The following is a 16,661-nucleotide window of genomic DNA, read 5'->3' on the forward strand; positions in this document are numbered from 1 at the left end:
GCAGACTGGGGGCCATGAGTCCAAGCTGGCGGCGCGCGCTGCCCGCCGTCGCGGTGGCGGCCGTGCTGTCGGTGGGATACCTGCTGGCCCCGCCGTTGGGGACCGACCTGTCGGCTCAGGTGGCCCGGGCCGACTTCTTCGCGGCGCACGGCTTCACCCCGATCGATTTTCGCTGGTACGGCGGGGTGGACCAGTTCGGCTACAGTCTCGTCTCGCCGGCGCTGATGGGTGCGGTGGGTCCTCGTACCCTCGGAATTCTGTCTCTGCTCACGGCGGCGCTCGCCTTCGCGGCCCTCCTGGCGCGGGCAGGCGTCCGGCGTCCGGTTCTCGGCGGCGTGGTCGGCGCGCTGTGCGTCGCCGGCAACCTGGCCTCCGGGCGGGTCACCTACGGCCTGGGCGTCGCGTTCGGCCTGCTGGCGCTGCTCGCCCTGACCGCGCCGGACCGCCGGGTGCGCTACGGCGGCGCGGCGCTCGCCGGGCTGCTCGCCGGCCTGACCAGCCCCGTCGCCGGCCTGTTCGTGGGCCTGGCCGGGGCGGCACTCCTGCTGTCCGCGGCGGTGCCACCGTCCCCCCGGACCGGAGCCGCGCGAACGTCGACGCCCTCCCGGACCGGAGCCGGACAAACGTCGACGCCCGCCGGGACCGGAGCCGCGCGAACACCGCCAACGCCCTTCCCAACCGCAGCCGCGCGGTCAACGGCGCTGCGCGGGGGTGCCGTCCTCGCCGGGGTCGGGGCCCTTGGGCTCGCGCTGACCGGGCTGCTGTTCGGCGAGGGCGGCGTGATGAACATCAGCGCCAAGGACACCCGGGGCGCGGTGATCGCGTCGCTGCTCGTGGCGGTGTTCGCGGCGCACCGGCCGGTCCGGGTCGGCGCACTGCTGTCGGCGGCCGGCGTGTTCGCGGCCTACCTGGTCCCGACCCCGGTCGGCCTGAACGCGACCCGCCTGGCGGTGATGTTCGCCCTGCCGGTCCTGGCCGCCACGGCCAGGCTCCCCCACTGGTCGACCCGCGCCCGCTCCACACAGCCCTCCACCGCTTCGTGGCGCGGCGCCCCGGCGTTCCTGCGCGCCGCCCTCGCCCTGGCCGTCGCCGCGGCGATCTGGCTCCTCGCCCCTCCGGTGGTCCTCGCCGACCTCCGCGACGCCGGCAACCCCGCCAACGAGCGCTCCTTCTACACCCCCCTCACCGAGGCCCTCGGAACCCAGCACGCCACCCGCACCGAGGTCGTCCCGACCCGCAACTACTGGGAGGCCGCCTACGTCGCCCCCCTGGCGCGGGGCTGGCTGCGCCAACTCGACCTCGAACGCAACCCGCTGCTCTACGAGAACCTCCCCGCCGGCACGAAGCTGACCGCCGACAACTACCGCGCTTGGCTGCGCGACAACGCGGTCAGCCACGTCGCGGTGTCCGACGCCGAGCCGTCGTGGCTGGCCCGCCCGGAGGCCGCCCTGATCCGGTCCGGTCTGCCGTACCTCACCGAGGTCTGGCACGACGCGCACTGGCGGCTGTACGCCGTTGCCGACCCGACCCCGGTCGTGCCCGGGCTCGTCGGTCAGGACGCCGTCAGCGTCACCTTCGCCGCCGAGGCCCCCGGCAGCCGGGTGGTCCGGGTGCGCTACTCGCGCTGGTTGCGGATGCCCGGCGGCAGGTTGACGCCCGGGCCGGGAGGCTGGACCACCGCGGAGGTACCCGGCCCGGGCCTGTTCAGAGTGTCCAGCTAGCCCGAAAAAGGACAAGTGCCGCACAGTTACTGATAAAACAGTCGCTCGACGACGGCGCGGGCGTGCCGGGCGGTGCGCAGGTACTCCTGGACGAACTCCTGCGGGTCCCCTGACCGGCCGAGTACCCGGACGATGCCGGCCAGTTCTACCCCGTGTCGGGGCAGTTGGTCGCCGGGCCGGCCCCGGATCAGCATCAGCGCGTCGCGGACCCGGCTGGCGAGCAGCCACGCGTCGCGCAGCGCCTCCTCGTCGGCGGGGTCGAGGCGGAGCGCGGCGAGGGCGGTCAGGGTCGAGGTGCCCCGGACGCCGTGGCGGAGCTGGAGCAGTTGCACGGTCCATTCGACGTCGGCGAGCCCGCCGCGGCCGAGTTTGACGTGTGTGGTCGGGTCCGCGCCCCGGGGCAGGCGTTCGCTGTCGACCCGGGCCTTGATCCGGCGGATCTCGGTGACCTGGGCGAGGGTGAGCCCGTGCGCGGGGTAGCGCACCCGGTCGGCCATCGCGACGAACTCCGCGCCCAGGGTCGGGTCACCTGCCACCGGTCGGGCGCGCAGCAGCGCCTGGACCTCCCAGACCTGGGCCCACTTGGCGTAGTACTGCCGGTAGGCGGTCAGGCTGCGGACCAGCGGGCCCTGGCGGCCCTCGGGGCGCAGCCCGGCGTCGATGATCAGGGGCGGGTCGGGGGCCGGGGCGCCCAGCAGGCTGCGGACCTGCTCGGCGATCCACATGCCCTGCTGTTCCTCGCCGTCGTCGCAGACGAACAGCACGTCCACATCGGATCCGAAGCTCTGCTCCGATCCGCCGAGCCGGCCCATGCCGATGATCGCGAACCGGCCGGCCGGGTTGGCGAGCCGGACCGTGGCGTCGAGCACGGCGTCGGTGACGTCCGACAGCGCCCGGCCGACGGCGACCGGGTCGAGTTTGCCGAGCATGTCGGCGCAGGCGATCCGGAGCAGCTCCCTGCGGCGCTGCGCCCGGATCGCCGAGACCGCCGATTCGGCCGACGTGTGCCGCGCGACCGCGGCCTCGAGTCCCCGCCGCAACGCCTCGGGGGTACTGGGCACCAGCTCCCGGTCCTCGGCCAGCAACCGCAACGCCTCTGGGTCGCGCGCCAGCAGGTCGGTGACGTAGCGCGACAGCCCCAGCAGCCGGGCCAGCCGGAGCGCGACGGGCCCCTCGTCGCGGAGCAGCCGCAGATACCAGGGCGTGGAACCCAACTTCTCCGACACGTGCCGGTACGCGAGCAGGCCCTGGTCCGGGGAGGGCGCGTCGGCCCACTCGGCGAGGAGTACCGGAAGAAGGGTCTTCTGGATCGCCGCCGTGCGCGTCACCCCACCGGTCAGCGCCTCGATGTGCCTCAGCGCCCCGGCCGGGTCGGCGAACCCGAGGATCCCGAGCCGGTCGCCGGCGGCCTTGGCGGTGAGCCGCAGCCCCTCGGTCGGCACCTTCGCGACGGCCTCCAGCAGCGGCCGGTACAGCAGCTTCTCGTGCAGCCGGCGCACCTCGCGGGCGTGCCGCCGCCACTCGCGGTCGAACTCCTCGACGGTGCTGTCCAGCGACCCGGCGAGCCAGCGCAGCCCGTGCGCGTCCGACGGCACGGTGTGCGTCCGGCGCAGCCGCTGCAACTGCAACCGGTGCTCCACGGTCCGCAGGAACAGGTACGCCTGCTCCAGGATCTCCCCGTCGGCCCGGCCCACGTAGCCGCCGGCCGTCAGCGCCCGCAGCGCCGGCAGGGTGCCTGCTGCGCGCAGCGACTCGTCGGCCCGGCCGTGCACGAGCTGCAACAGCTGCACCGTGAACTCGATGTCGCGCAGGCCGCCCGGTCCGAGCTTGATCTCCCGCTCGCCGTCGCGGTTGTGCGCCTCGACCCGGCGGCGCATCGCGCGCACGTCCTCGACGATGTTCGGCCGGTCGCCGGCCCGCCAGACCAGCGGGGTGACGTCGTCGAGCCAGGCCCGGCCGAGGTCGGCGTCGCCTGCGGCGTGCCGGGCCTTGAGCAGGGCCTGGAACTCCCAGGTGTGCGCCCATTTGCGGTAGTACGCCGCGTGGCTGGCGAGGCTTCGCACCAGCGGGCCGCTGCGTCCCTCGGGCCGCAGACCGGCGTCGACCGGCCAGGCGGCCAGGCCACAGCTGGTCATCATCGCGGCGGCGGCGGCGCTGGCGGCGGTCAAGTCGCCCTCGGCGACGAAGATGACGTCGACGTCGCTGACGTAGTTGAGCTCGTTGGCCCCGCACTTGCCCATCGCGACCACGGCCAGCTCGAAGTCCGCCGAACCTCCCGGCAGCGCCTCGGCCATCGTCGCGTCCGCGAGCCCCGACAGCGCCCGCATCGTCGCCTCGGTGTCCACGGCCCCGACAAGGTCGTCGGCTGCGATCCGCAGCAACGACCGCCGGTAGTCGCGCTTGAGGTCCCCGAGCGCCGGCACGTGGCCGTCGAGGGCCGCGATGTCCTCCGGGTACGCGATCAGGTGGTCCCCCAGCGCGGAGGACGCCCCGAGTACGGCCAGCAGCCGCGGCGCGGGCACGCCGGCCACCCCGGCCTCGGCGAGGCGTTGGAGCTGCCGGGCGGCGAGTTCGGGGTCGGCTGGGCGCATTACCGCGGCGGCAGGTCGATCAGGGTCAGCGGCCCCGGGCTCTTGCCCTGGGCCAGCTTGGCGAACCGCTCGGCGAACGGCTGCCACGTCTCGCGCACGTCGTCCATCACGGCCGCGCAGCCGGCGATCACGGTCTCCGCGTCCGTGCCCAGCTCCTTCAGCGTCTCCGCGTCGTTGGTCGCCCAGACCCGGATCATGTCCACGTCGCACTCGATGTGGAACTGCAGCCCCCACGCCCTGTCCCCGACCCGGAACGCCTGGTTGGGCCAGCGGGGCGAGGCCGCCAGCAGTGTCGCGTTCAACGGCAGCTCGGTGATCTCGTCGAAGTGCCACTGCAACGCGTCCGGCCCGAGCGGGATCTCCGAAAACAGCGCGTCACGCTCGGCGGCGTCGCGGCGGGCCACGAACCGGGCCCCGATGTTCGGCCCGTTGCGCGCCCGCTCGACCGTGCCGCCCATCGCCTGGGCCAGGATCTGCGCCCCGAGGCACACGCCCAGGGTCGGCACCCGTTCCCGGACGGCCTTGCGGAACAGCTTCTCCACCGCCGGGAACCACGGGGCGCCAGGCGTGCCGTCCGGGGCCTCGTAGGCGTCCTGCGCACCGCCCATGACCACGAACGCCGCGTAGCCCTCCAGGGTCTCCGGCAGCTCGTCGCCCGCGTGGGGCCGCACGACCTCCAGCTCCAGCCCCGCGCCGGTCAGCCAGTCGCCGAGCCTGCGCAGGTCGTCCTTCGGGTCGTTCTCGATCACCAGCGTCCGCGTCACGCTGCCAGCCTAGGCGATGCCCCCGGAGTGCCGCCGCTCACAGATCAAGACCCTTTTTGCGGGTTACGGCGACACCTGCCCCGGCATCCGTCGGCGGCTCCCGTCGGACAGCCGGGGCGTCAGCCCCGGGTCAGACGTCCTTGCCGGTCTGCGGGCTGTACACGGCGATGTGGTTGCCGGTCGGGTCGGACAGGTGCGCGAAGACCAGCCCGTCGGGGCCGTCGGTCGGCGGGGCGAGCACCTTGCCGCCGGCCGCCACAGCCGCCGCGCACGTGCCGGGCACGTCGGCGACCACGATGTAGAACGTGGCGTAGTTGGGCGCGTGGCCCTCGGTCGGGAACACCCCGCCCCGAATCGACTTGCGCGCCGGGGTCGTGACCTCGCGGTACGGCCCCTGCGCTGAGAACTGCCAGCCGAACACCGAGCCGTAGAAGGCCTCCGTGCTCCCCACGTCGTCGGTGCCGATCTCGAACCAGCCGATCCCGTTCTGCCACTCGGACATGTCGTCTCCTCAGGTGTCGTCGCGACCCGTTGCGGGCCGCAGGCCGTGCGATCGCTCCAGCCTCGGCCCCGTCCGCGACAACGTCCTGTCGGTGATTCCTGTCATACCCCGTCGGTACGGTGCCGGCATGAACCGCACGGACCGGCTGTACGCGCTCGTCGAGGAGCTCCGCGCCGTCGCGCCCCGCCCCCGCAGCGCCCGCTGGCTGGCGGCCCGGTTCGAGGTGTCCAGCCGCACCGTCGAGCGCGACCTGTCGGCCCTGCAGCAGTCCGGCGTGCCGATCTACGCCGAGCCGGGCCGCACCGGGGGCTACGTGCTCGACCGCAGCCACACGCTGCCGCCGGTCAACGTGACGCCGTCGGAGGCGATCGCGATGGCCGTGGCGTTGCACAAGCTCGCCGGCACCCCGTTCGAGGAGGGCGGCCGGGCGGCGTTGCACAAGCTGCTCGCCGTGATGCCCGCCGGCGACGTGTCGGCGACGCGGGACCTGGCCGAGCGGGTGCACATGGTCGGCCCGCCGCAGGCCCCGGTGCCCCGGGCGATCGCGGAGGCGCTGACCGCCGGCCGGGCGCTGCGCCTGATCTACCTGGACAAACAGGGCGCGGAGTCGACCCGGGTGGTCGAGCCGCTGGGCTATGTCGGCGGCCGGGCGTGGTATCTGCTGGCGTGGTGCCGGCTCCGCGACGCCGCCCGGGTGTTCCGGCTCGACCGGATCGTCGCCGTCGAGCGGCTGGACGATCCGGTGCGGCCCCGCACTTTCGGGCGTGACCAACTAGACATCCCCTGCGACCTGCTCAACGGGGTGCCGGTCGTGGGATCGTAGGCAGATGTCTCCCGGCGTGTGGGTCGTGGTGGCCGTGCTCGGCGCGGCGACCGTCGTCGGCATGCTGTGGCGCCGTTCGAACGGCCGGATGCGCGACGTGGCCGACCACACGGCCTCCGGCGGTGTCGCGGCCGGGGACGCGTCGCTGGGCGGCGCGTCGGATGCCGATGTCGGGCATCCCGCGCTCGCCGGGCTCGGGCTGGAGTGGAATCTGCCGGTGACGCTCGTGCAGTTCTCGTCCGCGTTCTGCGCGCCGTGCCGGGCGACCCGGCTGCTGTGCGCGGACGTGGCGGCCAGGATCCCGGGAGTCGGGCACGTCGAGGTCGACGCCGAGCACCACCTGGACACCGTCCGGGCGTTGGACATCCGCCGCACCCCGACCGTGCTGGTCGTCGACGCCGCCGGGCGGATCGTGCGCCGGGCCAGTGGCCTGCCGACGAGGTCACAGCTGATGACGGCTATCGCCGACCTGGTCTGATCTGCGAGAATGGCCGGGCGCCGCCGCGTACCCGAGAAGGCTTTTCGCATGTTGTTGGATCCCCGTGGGCCCCGGTTCTCCGCCGCGGTCACCGCGCTCGTCCTCATCGTCGTGCTCGTCACCGGTTCCGGGTGGCTGGCCCTCGCCCAGGCCGTCGTCTTCGCCCTCAGCGCGTTCCGCCCGGCGCTGTCGCCCTACGGCCTCGTCTACCGTGTGCTGCTCGCGCCCCGGCTGGGACGGCCGGCGGAGCTGGAGCCCGCAGCGCCGGTCCGGTTCGCCCAGCTGGTCGGGTTCGGATTCGCCGCGGTGGCGGCCGTGGGCTATCTGGCCGGTGCCCCCGTCGTCGGGGCCGTGGCCGCCGGGTTCGCGCTGGCCGCTGCGTTCCTGAACTCCGTCTTCGGCCTGTGCCTGGGCTGCGAGGCGTTCCTGCTGTACCGCAGGGCGAGGCACCGCCCGGTCCAGTCCCGCGTCCCGAACCCGGCAGCCTAAGCAGCTCTCGGCGGGCGCGCTCCGCACGCCCGCCGAGAGACACACGGCGCAGACCCCGGACCGCACAATCGCACTGTGGCCGGGTGCGCGCCGCGCACCCGGCCACAGCCGAACAATCGAGCCACGACCCCGACCTTGCCGGATGCGAACCCGCATCTCACCGGGGCGTCCCGAACAACGCCGTCGCACGGCTCCCTACACCAGCAACGCCTCCGCGCGCGACAACTCGTTGCGCTCCTCCTCGGTGAGGTGCGCGTCCGCGGCGCGGAACGCCATCGCCTCCCGGACATGGCTCAGCGGCTCCCCGAGCGCCTCCCGGTACGCGGCCAGCAGGTCCCTGGCCGGCGCGGCCAGAATGCTGTCCCCGGCGGCGACGTGCGCCAGGATGACCCCGGTCACGGCCCGGTCGAGCCCTGGCTCACCGGTGCGGGCGTTGCGCCAGTCGATCACCACCGGTCCCTTGGAGGTGATGATGACGTTGCCGGGGTGCAGGTCCAGGTGCAGTACCCGGTGATCGGGTTTGTTGGGGACCGGCGGGGGCAGCTTGTGCAGCCGCTTGTGCAGCTCGGCGAGCATCTCGCCGGCGCGCTCGGCCTCCAGGTCGCGGGAGACGAGGGCCTCGACCATGGTGGGGCCGTAGAGGCGTTCCATGATGAGGTCGCGTTGCCGGGCCGAGTAGACCCTGGGCACAGGGAAGCCCAGTGTGTGCAGCCGGGCCATGATGGTCTTCTCGCCGGCCGAGTTGCGGTTGCCCTTGTAGCGGCGCAGCACGCGGTCGCGGTCGATGGCGTAGACGTCGGCGTCCCTGCCGGACGCGAGGAGTTCCACTAGAGCATCCCGAGGTAGCGCTGGCGTTCGTAGGGGGTGACCTGTCGTCGGTACTCCTCCCACTCCGCCCGCTTGTTGGCGAGGAAGAAGTCGAACACGTGCTCGCCGAGGGTCTCGGCGACGAACTCCGAGCCGGCCATGACCTCGATGGCCTCGGCCAGATTCTGCGGCAGCGCAGCGTAGCCCATGGCGCGGCGCTCGGCGTCGGACAGGCCCCACACGTCGTCCTCGGCGCCGGGGGGCAGTTCGTAGCCCTCCTCGATGCCGCGCAGGCCGGCGGACAGCAGGACGGCGAACGCCAGGTACGGGTTGCACGCGGTGTCGGGCGAGCGGATCTCGACCCGGGCGGAGTTGGGCTTGCCGTAGGCGGGCACCCGGACGAGCGCGGAGCGGTTGGAGTGGCCCCAGCACACGTACGCCGGGGACTCGGTGATCCGGTTCTCCACGTGCTGCGGGAAGAGCCGCTTGTAGGAGTTGACCCACTGGTTGGTCACGGCGGTGAACTCGCGCGCGTGGGTGAGCAGCCCGGCGATGAAGGAGCGGGCCGTCTTGGACAGCTTCATCGGGTCGGACGGGTCGTGGAAGACGTTGCGTTCGCCTTCGAACAGCGACAGGTGGGTGTGCATGCCGCTGCCGGGCTGGTCGCTGAACGGCTTGGGCATGAACGAGGCGTGCACGCCCTGGCCGAGGGCGACCTCCTTCACCACGTGCCGGAACGTCATCACGTTGTCGGCGGTGGTCAGCGCGTCGGCGTACCGCAGGTCGATCTCCTGCTGGCCGGGGGCGACCTCGTGGTGGCTGAACTCGACGGAGATCCCGATCCGCTCGAGCGCGAGCACGGCCTGCCGGCGGAAGTCGCGGGCGGCGGCGTGGGTGGTGTTGTCGAAGTAGCCGCCGGAGTCGACCGGGCTGGGGACGGAGCCGTCGTCGGGCAGGTCGTTGAACAGGAAGAACTCGATCTCGGGGTGGGTGTAGAAGGTGAAGCCCTTCTCCGCGGCCCGCGACAGCACCCGGCGGAGCACGTGGCGGGGGTCGGCCCAGGACGGTGAGCCGTCGGGCATCAGGATGTCGCAGAACATCCGGGCGCTCTCGCCGGACGCGCCGCCCTCGAACGGGAACACCTGGAAGGTGGTGGGGTCGGGCATGGCGACCATGTCCGACTCGTACACCCGGGCGAAGCCTTCGATCGCGGAGCCGTCGAAGCCGATGCCCTCCTCGAAGGCGGCCTCCAGTTCGGCCGGGGCGACGGACACGCTCTTGAGCGTGCCGAGCACGTCCGTGAACCACAACCGGACAAACCGGATATCACGTTCTTCCAGCGTTCGCAGCACGAACTGCTGTTGCCGATCCACCGTTACGCCCCCTCAGATGACCTGTCACGACTACCGTACGGCCTTCGGGGCAAGATAGGAGCCATGCCGACACTGCGCCTCGCTCTCGCCCAGGTGAACACCACTGTCGGGGATGTCTCCGGCAACGCCGCGCTGGTCCGCGACTGGTGCCGGCGCGCGCTCGACGCGGGGGCGCAGATCGTGGCGTTCCCCGAGATGACGCTGACGGGATATCCGGTGGAGGACCTCACTTTCCGGGAGAGCTTCGTCGCCGCGTCCCGCGCCGCCGTGGACCAGCTGGCTTCCGAGGTACCGCCGGACCTGGCGGTCATCGTCGGTTATCTCGACGCGGACGGCCCGGCCCGGACGGGTTCGGACGCCGCCCGCGACCGGGGCCCCCGCGACGCGCTCGCGCTGCTGCACGGCGGGAGGGTCGCCGCCCGCTACTTCAAGCACCACCTGCCGAACTACGGCGTGTTCGACGAGGACCGGTACTTCGTGCCCGGCGACACCCTCACCGTGGTGCGGATCAACGGGGTGGACGTCGCGATGACCGTGTGCGAGGACATCTGGCAGCCGGGCGGCCCGTTCGCGGTGGCCGGCCGGGCGGAGGTGGGCCTGGTGGTGAACATCAACGCCTCGCCGTACGAGCTGAACAAGGACGACGTCCGGCTGCCGCTGGTGGCCCGTAGGGCGCGGGAGGCGAATGCCGCGGTCGCGTACGTGAACCTGGTCGGCGGCCAGGACGAGCTGGTGTTCGACGGCGACTCGATAGTGGTCTCCGCCGACGGCGAGCTGCTGGCCCGTGGCGGGCAGTTCACCGAGGAGCTGCAGGTCGTGGACCTGCACCTGCCGGCGGCGACCTCCGACGACACTGGCGACTTCGGCGAGATGCTGGTCGCCCGCACCGCGCTGCCGGCGCTGCCCGAGCTGCCGGGCGCGGCCGTCGCGCCCCGGATCGAGCCCCGGCTGGGCGACGAGGCCGAGGTGTGGGGGGCGCTGGTGACGGGGTTGCGGGACTACGTACGCAAAAATGGTTTCCGCTCGGTGATCCTCGGGCTGTCCGGCGGGATCGACTCGGCCGTGGTCGCCGCGATCGCGGTCGACGCGCTGGGCGGGGACAACGTGCACGGCGTCGCGATGCCCAGCGGCTACTCCAGCGAGCACTCCCTCGACGACGCGCAGGAGTCGGCCAAGCTCGGTGGCCTGCACTTCACCGTGCAGCCGATCGGGCCCATGTTCGACGCGTTCATGGCCAACATGAACCTCAACGGGCTGGCGGCGGAGAATCTCCAGGCCAGGATCCGGGGCATGGTCTCGATGAGCCTGTCCAACCAGCACGGCCACCTGGTGCTGTCCACCGGCAACAAGAGCGAACTCGCCGTCGGCTACGCCACGCTGTACGGCGACATGGCCGGCGGGTTCAACCCGCTCAAGGACGTGCCGAAGACCCTGGTCTGGAAGCTGGCCCGGTGGCGCAACACCGTCTCGCCGCTGATACCGGAGAACTCCATCTCCAAGCCGCCGAGCGCCGAGTTGCGGCCCGACCAGCTCGACACGGACTCCCTGCCGCCGTACGAGGAACTCGACCCGCTCCTGCACGGCTACATCGACCTGGACATGGGCAGCGCGGCGCTGAAGGCCGCCGGGCACGACCCCGCGCTGGTGGACCGGGTGCTGCGGATGGTGGACATCGCCGAGTACAAGCGGCGGCAGTCCGCGCCCGGCACGAAGATCTCGATCAAGGCGTTCGGCCGGGACCGCCGGCTGCCGATGACCAACCGGTTCCGCGAGGGCGTGTAATCACCGGCTCCCCGGCGACACATACAGGGGTATGAGGGAACGCGACGAGCCCTGGTTCCGGGCCATGTACACCGAGCACTACCCGGCAGTGGCCCGGTACGCGGTGCGCCGACTCGGCTCACCATCCGCGGCCGAGGAGCTGGCCCAGGAGGTCTTCCTGACCGCCTGGCGACGCCGGGCCGACATCCCCGGCCGGGAACTGCCGTGGCTGTACGGGGTGGCCCGCCGCCTGCTCGCCAACGAGTGGCGGCGGACCCGCCCGGCGTTCGTGGAGCTGACCGACTCGGCGGCCCCGGCCGGCGGGGTCGACGAGCTGCTCGACGTGCGCGCGGCGCTGGCCACGCTGTCCGAGGACGACCAGGAGCTGCTGCGCCTGGTCGGCTGGGAGCAGTTGTCGGTCAGCGAGGCAGCCGCGGTGCTGGGCTGCGGCCGGACGGTGTGCGCCGTGCGGCTGCACCGGGCCCGCAGACGGCTGACCGCCGCCATGGAGCGTGCCGTTCCCGCGACATCCACGCGAAGGGGAGCACTGCTGTGAACAGAGACGTCCAACGAGTCCGGGGCCTCCTCGGCCCGGCCGACCCGGCCCTGAGCACCCCGGTGGGTCCCGGCGACCCCACGGGGCTGCACCTCGACGCCGCGCACGACATCACTCCCGACGGCCGGCAGCCGGTCGTCCGACCTCGGCGCGCCCCCCGGTTCGCCCTGGCGGGCACGTTCGCCGCCGTCCTGGCGGTCGCCGGCGCGGTGGCCGTCGTCAGCCAGCTGGGCGGCGGCACCCCGGCCGCCCGTCCCGGGGCCGGCGGTTCCCAGCCGGGCGCGGTCTGCCTGGCCGCGCTGGCTACGGCGATGGGCGACGCGCCGGCCGACGGCCAGACCGGCCGCTACACGCACGTGCGGATCTCCCAGTACGGCGGCCCGGCGTGGAAGGCCTCCGAGCAGGAGACGTGGATGGCCGCTGACGGCTCGGGCCTGGTGACCATCGACGGCGCCCGCTTGGATATGCCGGCCGCCACGGGCGGCATGCCCGACCAGGCGACCCGGCTCAGGACCCTGAGCGCGAAGAGCGCGACGGCGCTGGACGCCATCGGCAACCTGGGCCGGGCGGGCGAATACCTCACCCGCCCCGAGCGCGCGGTCGTGCTGCGCAACCTCGCCGACACCCCGGGCGTGCACTGCGTGGGCGAGATGAAGGACTCCGCCGGTCGGACCGGGATCGCCGTGACGGCCTACGCCCCGCAGCTCGGCAGGAACCCGTCCACGCCGCTGCCCGCCGGGTTGGACTGCCGGCCGGCGTTCCTCACCTGCCAGGCGACGCTGATCTTCGACAAGCGGACCGGTGAGCTGCTGGCCCGCCTGGAGCCGGACCCGGCCGACCCGACGAAGGTGGCCTACGCGACATACTCGGAACGTAGCCGCACGGACACCTTGGGCTAGCTGTGAGATTGTCCACCCGACCCTGCCGGAACGGCCGGGTCGGGTGGGACGATCGGGCGTAGAACCTCTCACACCCGGGGACCCGCGAGGGCCTCGAGGGACAAGGAGACGACATGTCTTTGTACGGCGGCCCGGCCACCAAGCGCGTACGCACCCGCGATCTCCAGCTCGCCAAGGACAACGGCGAGCGGTGGGCGATGCTCACCAGCTACGACCAGTACACGGCGGGGATCTTCGACGCGGCCGGCATCCCGGTCCTGCTCGTGGGCGACTCCGCCTCCAACAACGTCTTCGGCCACTCGACCACCCTGCCGGTGACGGTCGACGAGCTGATCCCGCTGACCCGGGCCGTCGTGAAGGCCACCCAGCGCGCCCTCGTCGTGGCAGACCTGCCCTTCGGCTCGTATGAGCTGAACGCCGAGCAGGCCTTCAACACCTCCGTGCGGTTCATGAAGGAGGCCGAGGCGCACGCCGTGAAGCTCGAGGGCGGCCGCAAGCGCGCCGGGCAGATCCGGGCCCTGGTCGACGCGGGCATCCCCGTCATGGCGCACATCGGCTTCACCCCGCAGAGCGAACACACCATGGGCGGCTACCGGGTCCAGGGCCGCGGCGAGGCGGGCGCGGACATCCTCGCCGACGCGTACGCGGTCCAGGAGGCCGGAGCGTTCGCCGTCGTGATGGAGATGGTGCCCGGCGACGTGGCGGCCCGGGTGACCAAGGAGCTGCACATCCCCACGGTCGGGATCGGCGCGGGCGCGGACTGCGACGCGCAGGTGCTGGTCTGGCAGGACATGGTGGGGCTGCGGTCGGGCCCGATGCCGCGGTTCGTGAAGCGGTACGCGGACATGGCCAGCGTGCTGGAGAACGCGGCGAAGACCTACGCCGAGGAGGTCCGCGGCGGCCAGTTCCCCACCATCGAGCACACCTTCTAAACCCCTTTTCCCGGTTACTGCGACACCTGCCCCGACACGCGGCGGCGACACTCCCTCGGAGCTGTCGCCGCCGTTCGCCGTCCGCGGAACCCGGGTACCCGGAATGGGAGGTCTGCCGGCGCGCTCGGTGGGAACCTGGAGACGGGAGGCCGGAGATGACGACAATCCTGCCCAGCGCCACGCTCAGCCCCGTGACGCCGGCGTTCGTCGCGGCCCTGCGCCGCTCGTTCGCCGGTGAGCTGTTCGAACCCGGCGACGACGGGTACGAACAGGCCCGGCTCATCTGGAACGGCGCGATCACCCGCCGGCCGGGGCTGATCGCGCGCTGCTCCGGCACCGCCGACGTCCTCGCGACCGTGCGGGCGGCCCGCGAACACGGCATTCTCACGGCGATCCGCGGCGGCGGGCACAACGTGGCCGGCAACGCGCTGTGCGAGGGCGGCGTCGTTCTGGACCTGTCCGCGCTGCGCGGCGTGCGGGTCGACCCGGTCGCCCGGCTGGCCCGGGTGCAGGCCGGCGTGCTGATCGGCGCGCTCGACCGCGAGACGCAGGCGTTCGGGCTCGCCTGCCCGGCGGGGATCGTCACCGAGACCGGGGTCGCCGGGCTCACCCTCGGCGGCGGGATCGGCTGGCTGATGCGGAAGTGGGGCCTGACCTGCGACAACCTGCGGTCCGCCGATGTGGTCACGGCGGACGGGCAGGCCGTGACGGCGAGCCGGGCCGACCATGACGAGCTGTTCTGGGCGCTGCGGGGCGGGGGCGGGAACTTCGGGGTGGTCACCTCGTTCGAGTTCGACGCGCACCCGCTGGGGCCGCAGGTCCTGGCCGGCCTCGTGCTGTACCCGGCGGAGCGGGCCGAACAGGTGCTGCGCGCCTACCGGGACCACCTCACCGACGCTCCCGACGAGCTGTGCACCGGGCTGTCGCTGCGGATCGCCCCGGTGGCGCCGTATCTGCCCGCGTCGGTGCACGGCCGGCCGGTCGTGGGCGTCCCCGTCCTCTACGCCGGCCCGCCCGCCGCCGGCGAACGGGTGGTCGCGCCGATGCGCGCGCTCGCCGGTCCGCCGCTCGTGGACCTGGTCGGGCCGACCACGTTCGCCGTCCACCAGTCCCTGTTCGACAGGTCCGTGCCGGCCGGCCTCGGCTACCACTGGAAGTCGCACTACCTGCCGCCCCTGACCGACGCCGCGATCGCGACCCTCGTCGAGTGGGCCTGGCGGTTGCCCTGCGCGTCCTGCTACACGATTCTCTTCCACCTCGGTGGCGCGGTGGCCCGGCCCGACCCGGCCGACGCCGCGTTCGAGGACCGCACGGCGGAGCACGCGTTGAACGTCAACGCCGTCTGGCAGCCCGGTGAGGATCCCGACCCGCACATCGAGTGGGCACGTGAGCTGTGGTCGGCGATGGCTCCGCACGCCACCGGGGGCGTGTACGTCAACTTCCTCGGGTCCGAGGGCGAGGAGCGGGTCCGGGCGGCGTACGGCCCGGGGAAGCTGGCCCGGCTCGCGGCGGTGAAGGCCCGTTACGACCCGACGAACTTCTTCCGGGTCAACCAGAACATCGCGCCCGGGGCGCCGTGACCCTACCCGTGGGTAGGATGGCGCGCATGGACCTGCCTGACGTTTCCGCACTGACCGTCGCCATCCTCGGCGGTACCGGCGATCAGGGCAGGGGCCTCGCCCTCCGCCTGGTCAAGGCCGGCCAGCGGGTGCTGATCGGCTCCCGCACCGCCGAGCGCGGCCGGGCCGCAGGGGCTGAGGTCGGCGCCGAGGGTGGCGACAACGCCTCGGTCGCGGCGGCCGCCGACGTCGTCATCGTCGCGGTGCCCTGGGCCGGGCACGCCGAACTGCTCGCTGAACTGCGCGCGGAGCTCGTCGGGAAGATCGTGGTGGACTGCGTGAACCCGCTGGGTTTCGACAAGCAGGGTCCGTACGCGCTGGCGGTCGAGGAGGGCAGTGCGGCCCAGCAGGCGGCGGCGTTGCTGCCCGAGTCCCGGGTGACCGCGGCGTTCCACCATGTCAGCGCGCCGCTGCTGCTCGACCCCGAGGTGGCCAGCCTCGACATCGACGTGCTGGTGCTCGGCGATGACCGGGAGGCCGCGGCCGTCGTGCAGGCCCTCGCGGCGCGGATTCCCGGGATGCGCGGGATCTGGGCCGGCCGGCTGCGCAACGCGCACCAGGTGGAGGCGCTGACGGCGAACCTGATCGCGATCAACAAGCGGTACAAGGCACACGCCGGGGTGCGCGTCACCGATGTCTGATCGGGGCGGGTTCCGGGTCGTGTCGCTGGTCCCGTCGTTGACCGAGGCCGTGGCGGCCACCGCCCCGGGAACTCTGGTCGGCGCGACCGACTGGTGCACCCATCCCGCCGACCTCGACGTCGCCCGGGTCGGCGGCACCAAATGGCCGGACGTGGCGAAGGTGATCGCGCTGCGCCCCGATCTGGTGCTCGCCAACCGGGAGGAGAACCGGGAGGAGGACGTCGAGGCCTTGCGCGCCGCCGGGCTCCGGGTGCACGTCACCTATCCGCGCACGGTCGCCGAAGCCCTCGACGAACTGCGGGACATCTGCGTACTGCTCGACAGCCCCGATCCGCAATGGCTGCGAAAGGCGCGGGCGGCGTGGGAGTTCACTCCGGCGGTGACGCGTAAAGTCGCGGTGCCGATCTGGCGGAGGCCGTGGATGTGGCTCGGCGACGACACGTTCGCCGCCGACGTGCTGCGCCGGCTGGGTTACTCGACGGTCCATTCCGGGCGGTACCCGAAAAAGTCGGTGAAAGAAACGATCGACCTGGAACCGGACATCATTGTCTTTCCCGACGAGCCATACGCGTTCCATCCCGGCGACGGTCCGGAGGCGTTTGGAGAGTTTCGCAGCGCGTTTGTGTCGGGCCGTCACCTGACCTGGTACGGCCCCTCTCTGACCGATGCGCCAACCTTTTTGACGGACCAACTGAGCTGAATGGG

The 16,661-nt window shown here is 72.7% G+C and carries 16 protein-coding genes; 11 read left to right on the forward strand and 5 right to left on the reverse strand.

What is annotated here, in order from left to right:
• The first annotated feature begins 14 nt into the window (after nt 1–14).
• On the forward strand, nt 15–1,721 hold the full coding sequence (locus IW245_RS21870) for a hypothetical protein (RefSeq protein ID WP_197005037.1): 1,707 nt from the start codon (nt 15–17) through the stop codon (nt 1,719–1,721).
• A gap of 26 nt (nt 1,722–1,747) precedes the next feature.
• On the opposite strand, the gene IW245_RS21875 is transcribed toward IW245_RS21870, so the two are convergent.
• The 3 genes from IW245_RS21875 to IW245_RS21885 all read right to left on the reverse strand — a co-directional run bounded on the left by IW245_RS21875 (nt 1,748) and on the right by IW245_RS21885 (nt 5,578).
• On the reverse strand, nt 1,748–4,399 hold the full coding sequence (locus IW245_RS21875; protein WP_455429843.1) for a bifunctional [glutamine synthetase] adenylyltransferase/[glutamine synthetase]-adenylyl-L-tyrosine phosphorylase: 2,652 nt from the start codon (nt 4,397–4,399) through the stop codon (nt 1,748–1,750).
• The gene (locus tag IW245_RS21880; protein WP_197005039.1) at nt 4,312–5,076 is read right to left on the reverse strand and encodes a type 1 glutamine amidotransferase; all 765 of its coding nucleotides are present in this window, start codon (nt 5,074–5,076) and stop codon (nt 4,312–4,314) included. The genes IW245_RS21875 and IW245_RS21880 overlap by 88 nt, the downstream gene beginning before the upstream one ends.
• A gap of 130 nt (nt 5,077–5,206) precedes the next feature.
• Nucleotides 5,207–5,578 carry a VOC family protein gene (locus IW245_RS21885; protein ID WP_197005040.1) on the reverse strand — a complete coding sequence of 124 codons (372 nt, stop codon included), beginning with the start codon at nt 5,576–5,578 and terminating at the stop codon, nt 5,207–5,209.
• A 127-nt stretch (nt 5,579–5,705) separates the two neighbouring features.
• Here IW245_RS21885 and IW245_RS21890 point away from each other — a divergent pair, with 127 nt between their 5' ends.
• Genes IW245_RS21890 through IW245_RS21900 form a run of 3 tightly spaced genes read left to right on the forward strand, consistent with a single transcriptional unit; the run spans nt 5,706 to nt 7,368 of the window.
• Nucleotides 5,706–6,401 (forward strand): helix-turn-helix transcriptional regulator, encoded by a 696-nt coding sequence (locus IW245_RS21890; RefSeq protein WP_197005041.1) that lies wholly within the window; start codon nt 5,706–5,708, stop codon nt 6,399–6,401.
• A 4-nt stretch (nt 6,402–6,405) separates the two neighbouring features.
• Nucleotides 6,406–6,879, forward strand: coding sequence for a thioredoxin family protein (locus IW245_RS21895; RefSeq protein WP_197005042.1), 474 nt, complete (start codon nt 6,406–6,408; stop codon nt 6,877–6,879).
• Nucleotides 6,880–6,927: 48 nt separating this feature from the next.
• Nucleotides 6,928–7,368: a DUF4395 domain-containing protein gene (locus tag IW245_RS21900; protein WP_197005043.1), complete on the forward strand. Its 441-nt coding sequence runs from the start codon at nt 6,928–6,930 to the stop codon at nt 7,366–7,368.
• A 195-nt stretch (nt 7,369–7,563) separates the two neighbouring features.
• Here the strand turns inward: IW245_RS21900 and IW245_RS21905 are convergent, their stop codons facing one another.
• Together IW245_RS21905 and glnA are read right to left on the reverse strand one after the other, a co-directional pair.
• A complete protein-coding gene (locus tag IW245_RS21905; protein WP_197005044.1) occupies nt 7,564–8,196 on the reverse strand; it encodes a phosphotransferase in 633 nt (210 codons plus the stop codon).
• Nucleotides 8,196–9,548 (reverse strand): type I glutamate--ammonia ligase, encoded by a 1,353-nt coding sequence (gene glnA / locus IW245_RS21910; protein WP_197005045.1) that lies wholly within the window; start codon nt 9,546–9,548, stop codon nt 8,196–8,198. The genes IW245_RS21905 and glnA overlap by 1 nt, the downstream gene beginning before the upstream one ends.
• A gap of 63 nt (nt 9,549–9,611) precedes the next feature.
• Between glnA and IW245_RS21915 the strand changes: the two genes are divergently transcribed.
• The 7 genes from IW245_RS21915 (at nt 9,612) to IW245_RS21945 (ending at nt 16,656) form a co-directional block, all read left to right on the forward strand.
• Entirely contained in the window at nt 9,612–11,330 is a 1,719-nt protein-coding gene (locus tag IW245_RS21915; RefSeq protein ID WP_197005046.1) for an NAD+ synthase, read from the forward strand.
• Between the two features lie 31 nt (nt 11,331–11,361).
• Entirely contained in the window at nt 11,362–11,865 is a 504-nt protein-coding gene (locus IW245_RS21920) for an RNA polymerase sigma factor (protein ID WP_197005047.1), read from the forward strand.
• Nucleotides 11,862–12,764: a hypothetical protein gene (locus IW245_RS21925; protein WP_197005048.1), complete on the forward strand. Its 903-nt coding sequence runs from the start codon at nt 11,862–11,864 to the stop codon at nt 12,762–12,764. The genes IW245_RS21920 and IW245_RS21925 overlap by 4 nt, the downstream gene beginning before the upstream one ends.
• A 113-nt stretch (nt 12,765–12,877) precedes the next feature.
• Nucleotides 12,878–13,696: a 3-methyl-2-oxobutanoate hydroxymethyltransferase gene (gene panB, locus IW245_RS21930; protein ID WP_197005049.1), complete on the forward strand. Its 819-nt coding sequence runs from the start codon at nt 12,878–12,880 to the stop codon at nt 13,694–13,696.
• Nucleotides 13,697–13,851: 155 nt separating this feature from the next.
• The gene (locus IW245_RS21935; protein WP_197005050.1) at nt 13,852–15,276 is read left to right on the forward strand and encodes an FAD-binding oxidoreductase; all 1,425 of its coding nucleotides are present in this window, start codon (nt 13,852–13,854) and stop codon (nt 15,274–15,276) included.
• Nucleotides 15,277–15,302: 26 nt separating this feature from the next.
• Nucleotides 15,303–15,956 carry an NADPH-dependent F420 reductase gene (gene npdG / locus IW245_RS21940; RefSeq protein ID WP_197005051.1) on the forward strand — a complete coding sequence of 218 codons (654 nt, stop codon included), beginning with the start codon at nt 15,303–15,305 and terminating at the stop codon, nt 15,954–15,956.
• Complete coding sequence (locus IW245_RS21945) at nt 15,949–16,656, forward strand: helical backbone metal receptor (RefSeq protein WP_197005052.1); 708 nt, start codon at nt 15,949–15,951, stop codon at nt 16,654–16,656. The genes npdG and IW245_RS21945 overlap by 8 nt, the downstream gene beginning before the upstream one ends.
• Nucleotides 16,657–16,661 lie beyond the last annotated feature (5 nt).

It is taken from the genome of Longispora fulva (assembly GCF_015751905.1).
Lineage (GTDB): Bacteria > Actinomycetota > Actinomycetes > Mycobacteriales > Micromonosporaceae > Longispora > Longispora fulva.

Bases quoted from the DNA above. Each gene is read 5' to 3' on its own strand.
- IW245_RS21895 (WP_197005042.1), top strand. From the start codon at position 6,406: ATGTCTCCCGGCGTGTGGGTCGTGGTGGCCGTGCTCGGCGCGGCGACC.
- panB (WP_197005049.1), top strand. From the start codon at position 12,878: ATGTCTTTGTACGGCGGCCCGGCCACCAAGCGCGTACGCACCCGCGAT.
- IW245_RS21890 (WP_197005041.1), top strand. From the start codon at position 5,706: ATGAACCGCACGGACCGGCTGTACGCGCTCGTCGAGGAGCTCCGCGCC.
- IW245_RS21900 (WP_197005043.1), top strand. From the start codon at position 6,928: ATGTTGTTGGATCCCCGTGGGCCCCGGTTCTCCGCCGCGGTCACCGCG.
- IW245_RS21935 (WP_197005050.1), top strand. From the start codon at position 13,852: ATGACGACAATCCTGCCCAGCGCCACGCTCAGCCCCGTGACGCCGGCG.
- npdG (WP_197005051.1), top strand. From the start codon at position 15,303: ATGGACCTGCCTGACGTTTCCGCACTGACCGTCGCCATCCTCGGCGGT.
- IW245_RS21945 (WP_197005052.1), top strand. From the start codon at position 15,949: ATGTCTGATCGGGGCGGGTTCCGGGTCGTGTCGCTGGTCCCGTCGTTG.
- IW245_RS21920 (WP_197005047.1), top strand. From the start codon at position 11,362: ATGAGGGAACGCGACGAGCCCTGGTTCCGGGCCATGTACACCGAGCAC.
- IW245_RS21915 (WP_197005046.1), top strand. From the start codon at position 9,612: ATGCCGACACTGCGCCTCGCTCTCGCCCAGGTGAACACCACTGTCGGG.
- IW245_RS21885 (WP_197005040.1), bottom strand. From the start codon at position 5,578: ATGTCCGAGTGGCAGAACGGGATCGGCTGGTTCGAGATCGGCACCGAC.
- IW245_RS21870 (WP_197005037.1), top strand. From the start codon at position 15: ATGAGTCCAAGCTGGCGGCGCGCGCTGCCCGCCGTCGCGGTGGCGGCC.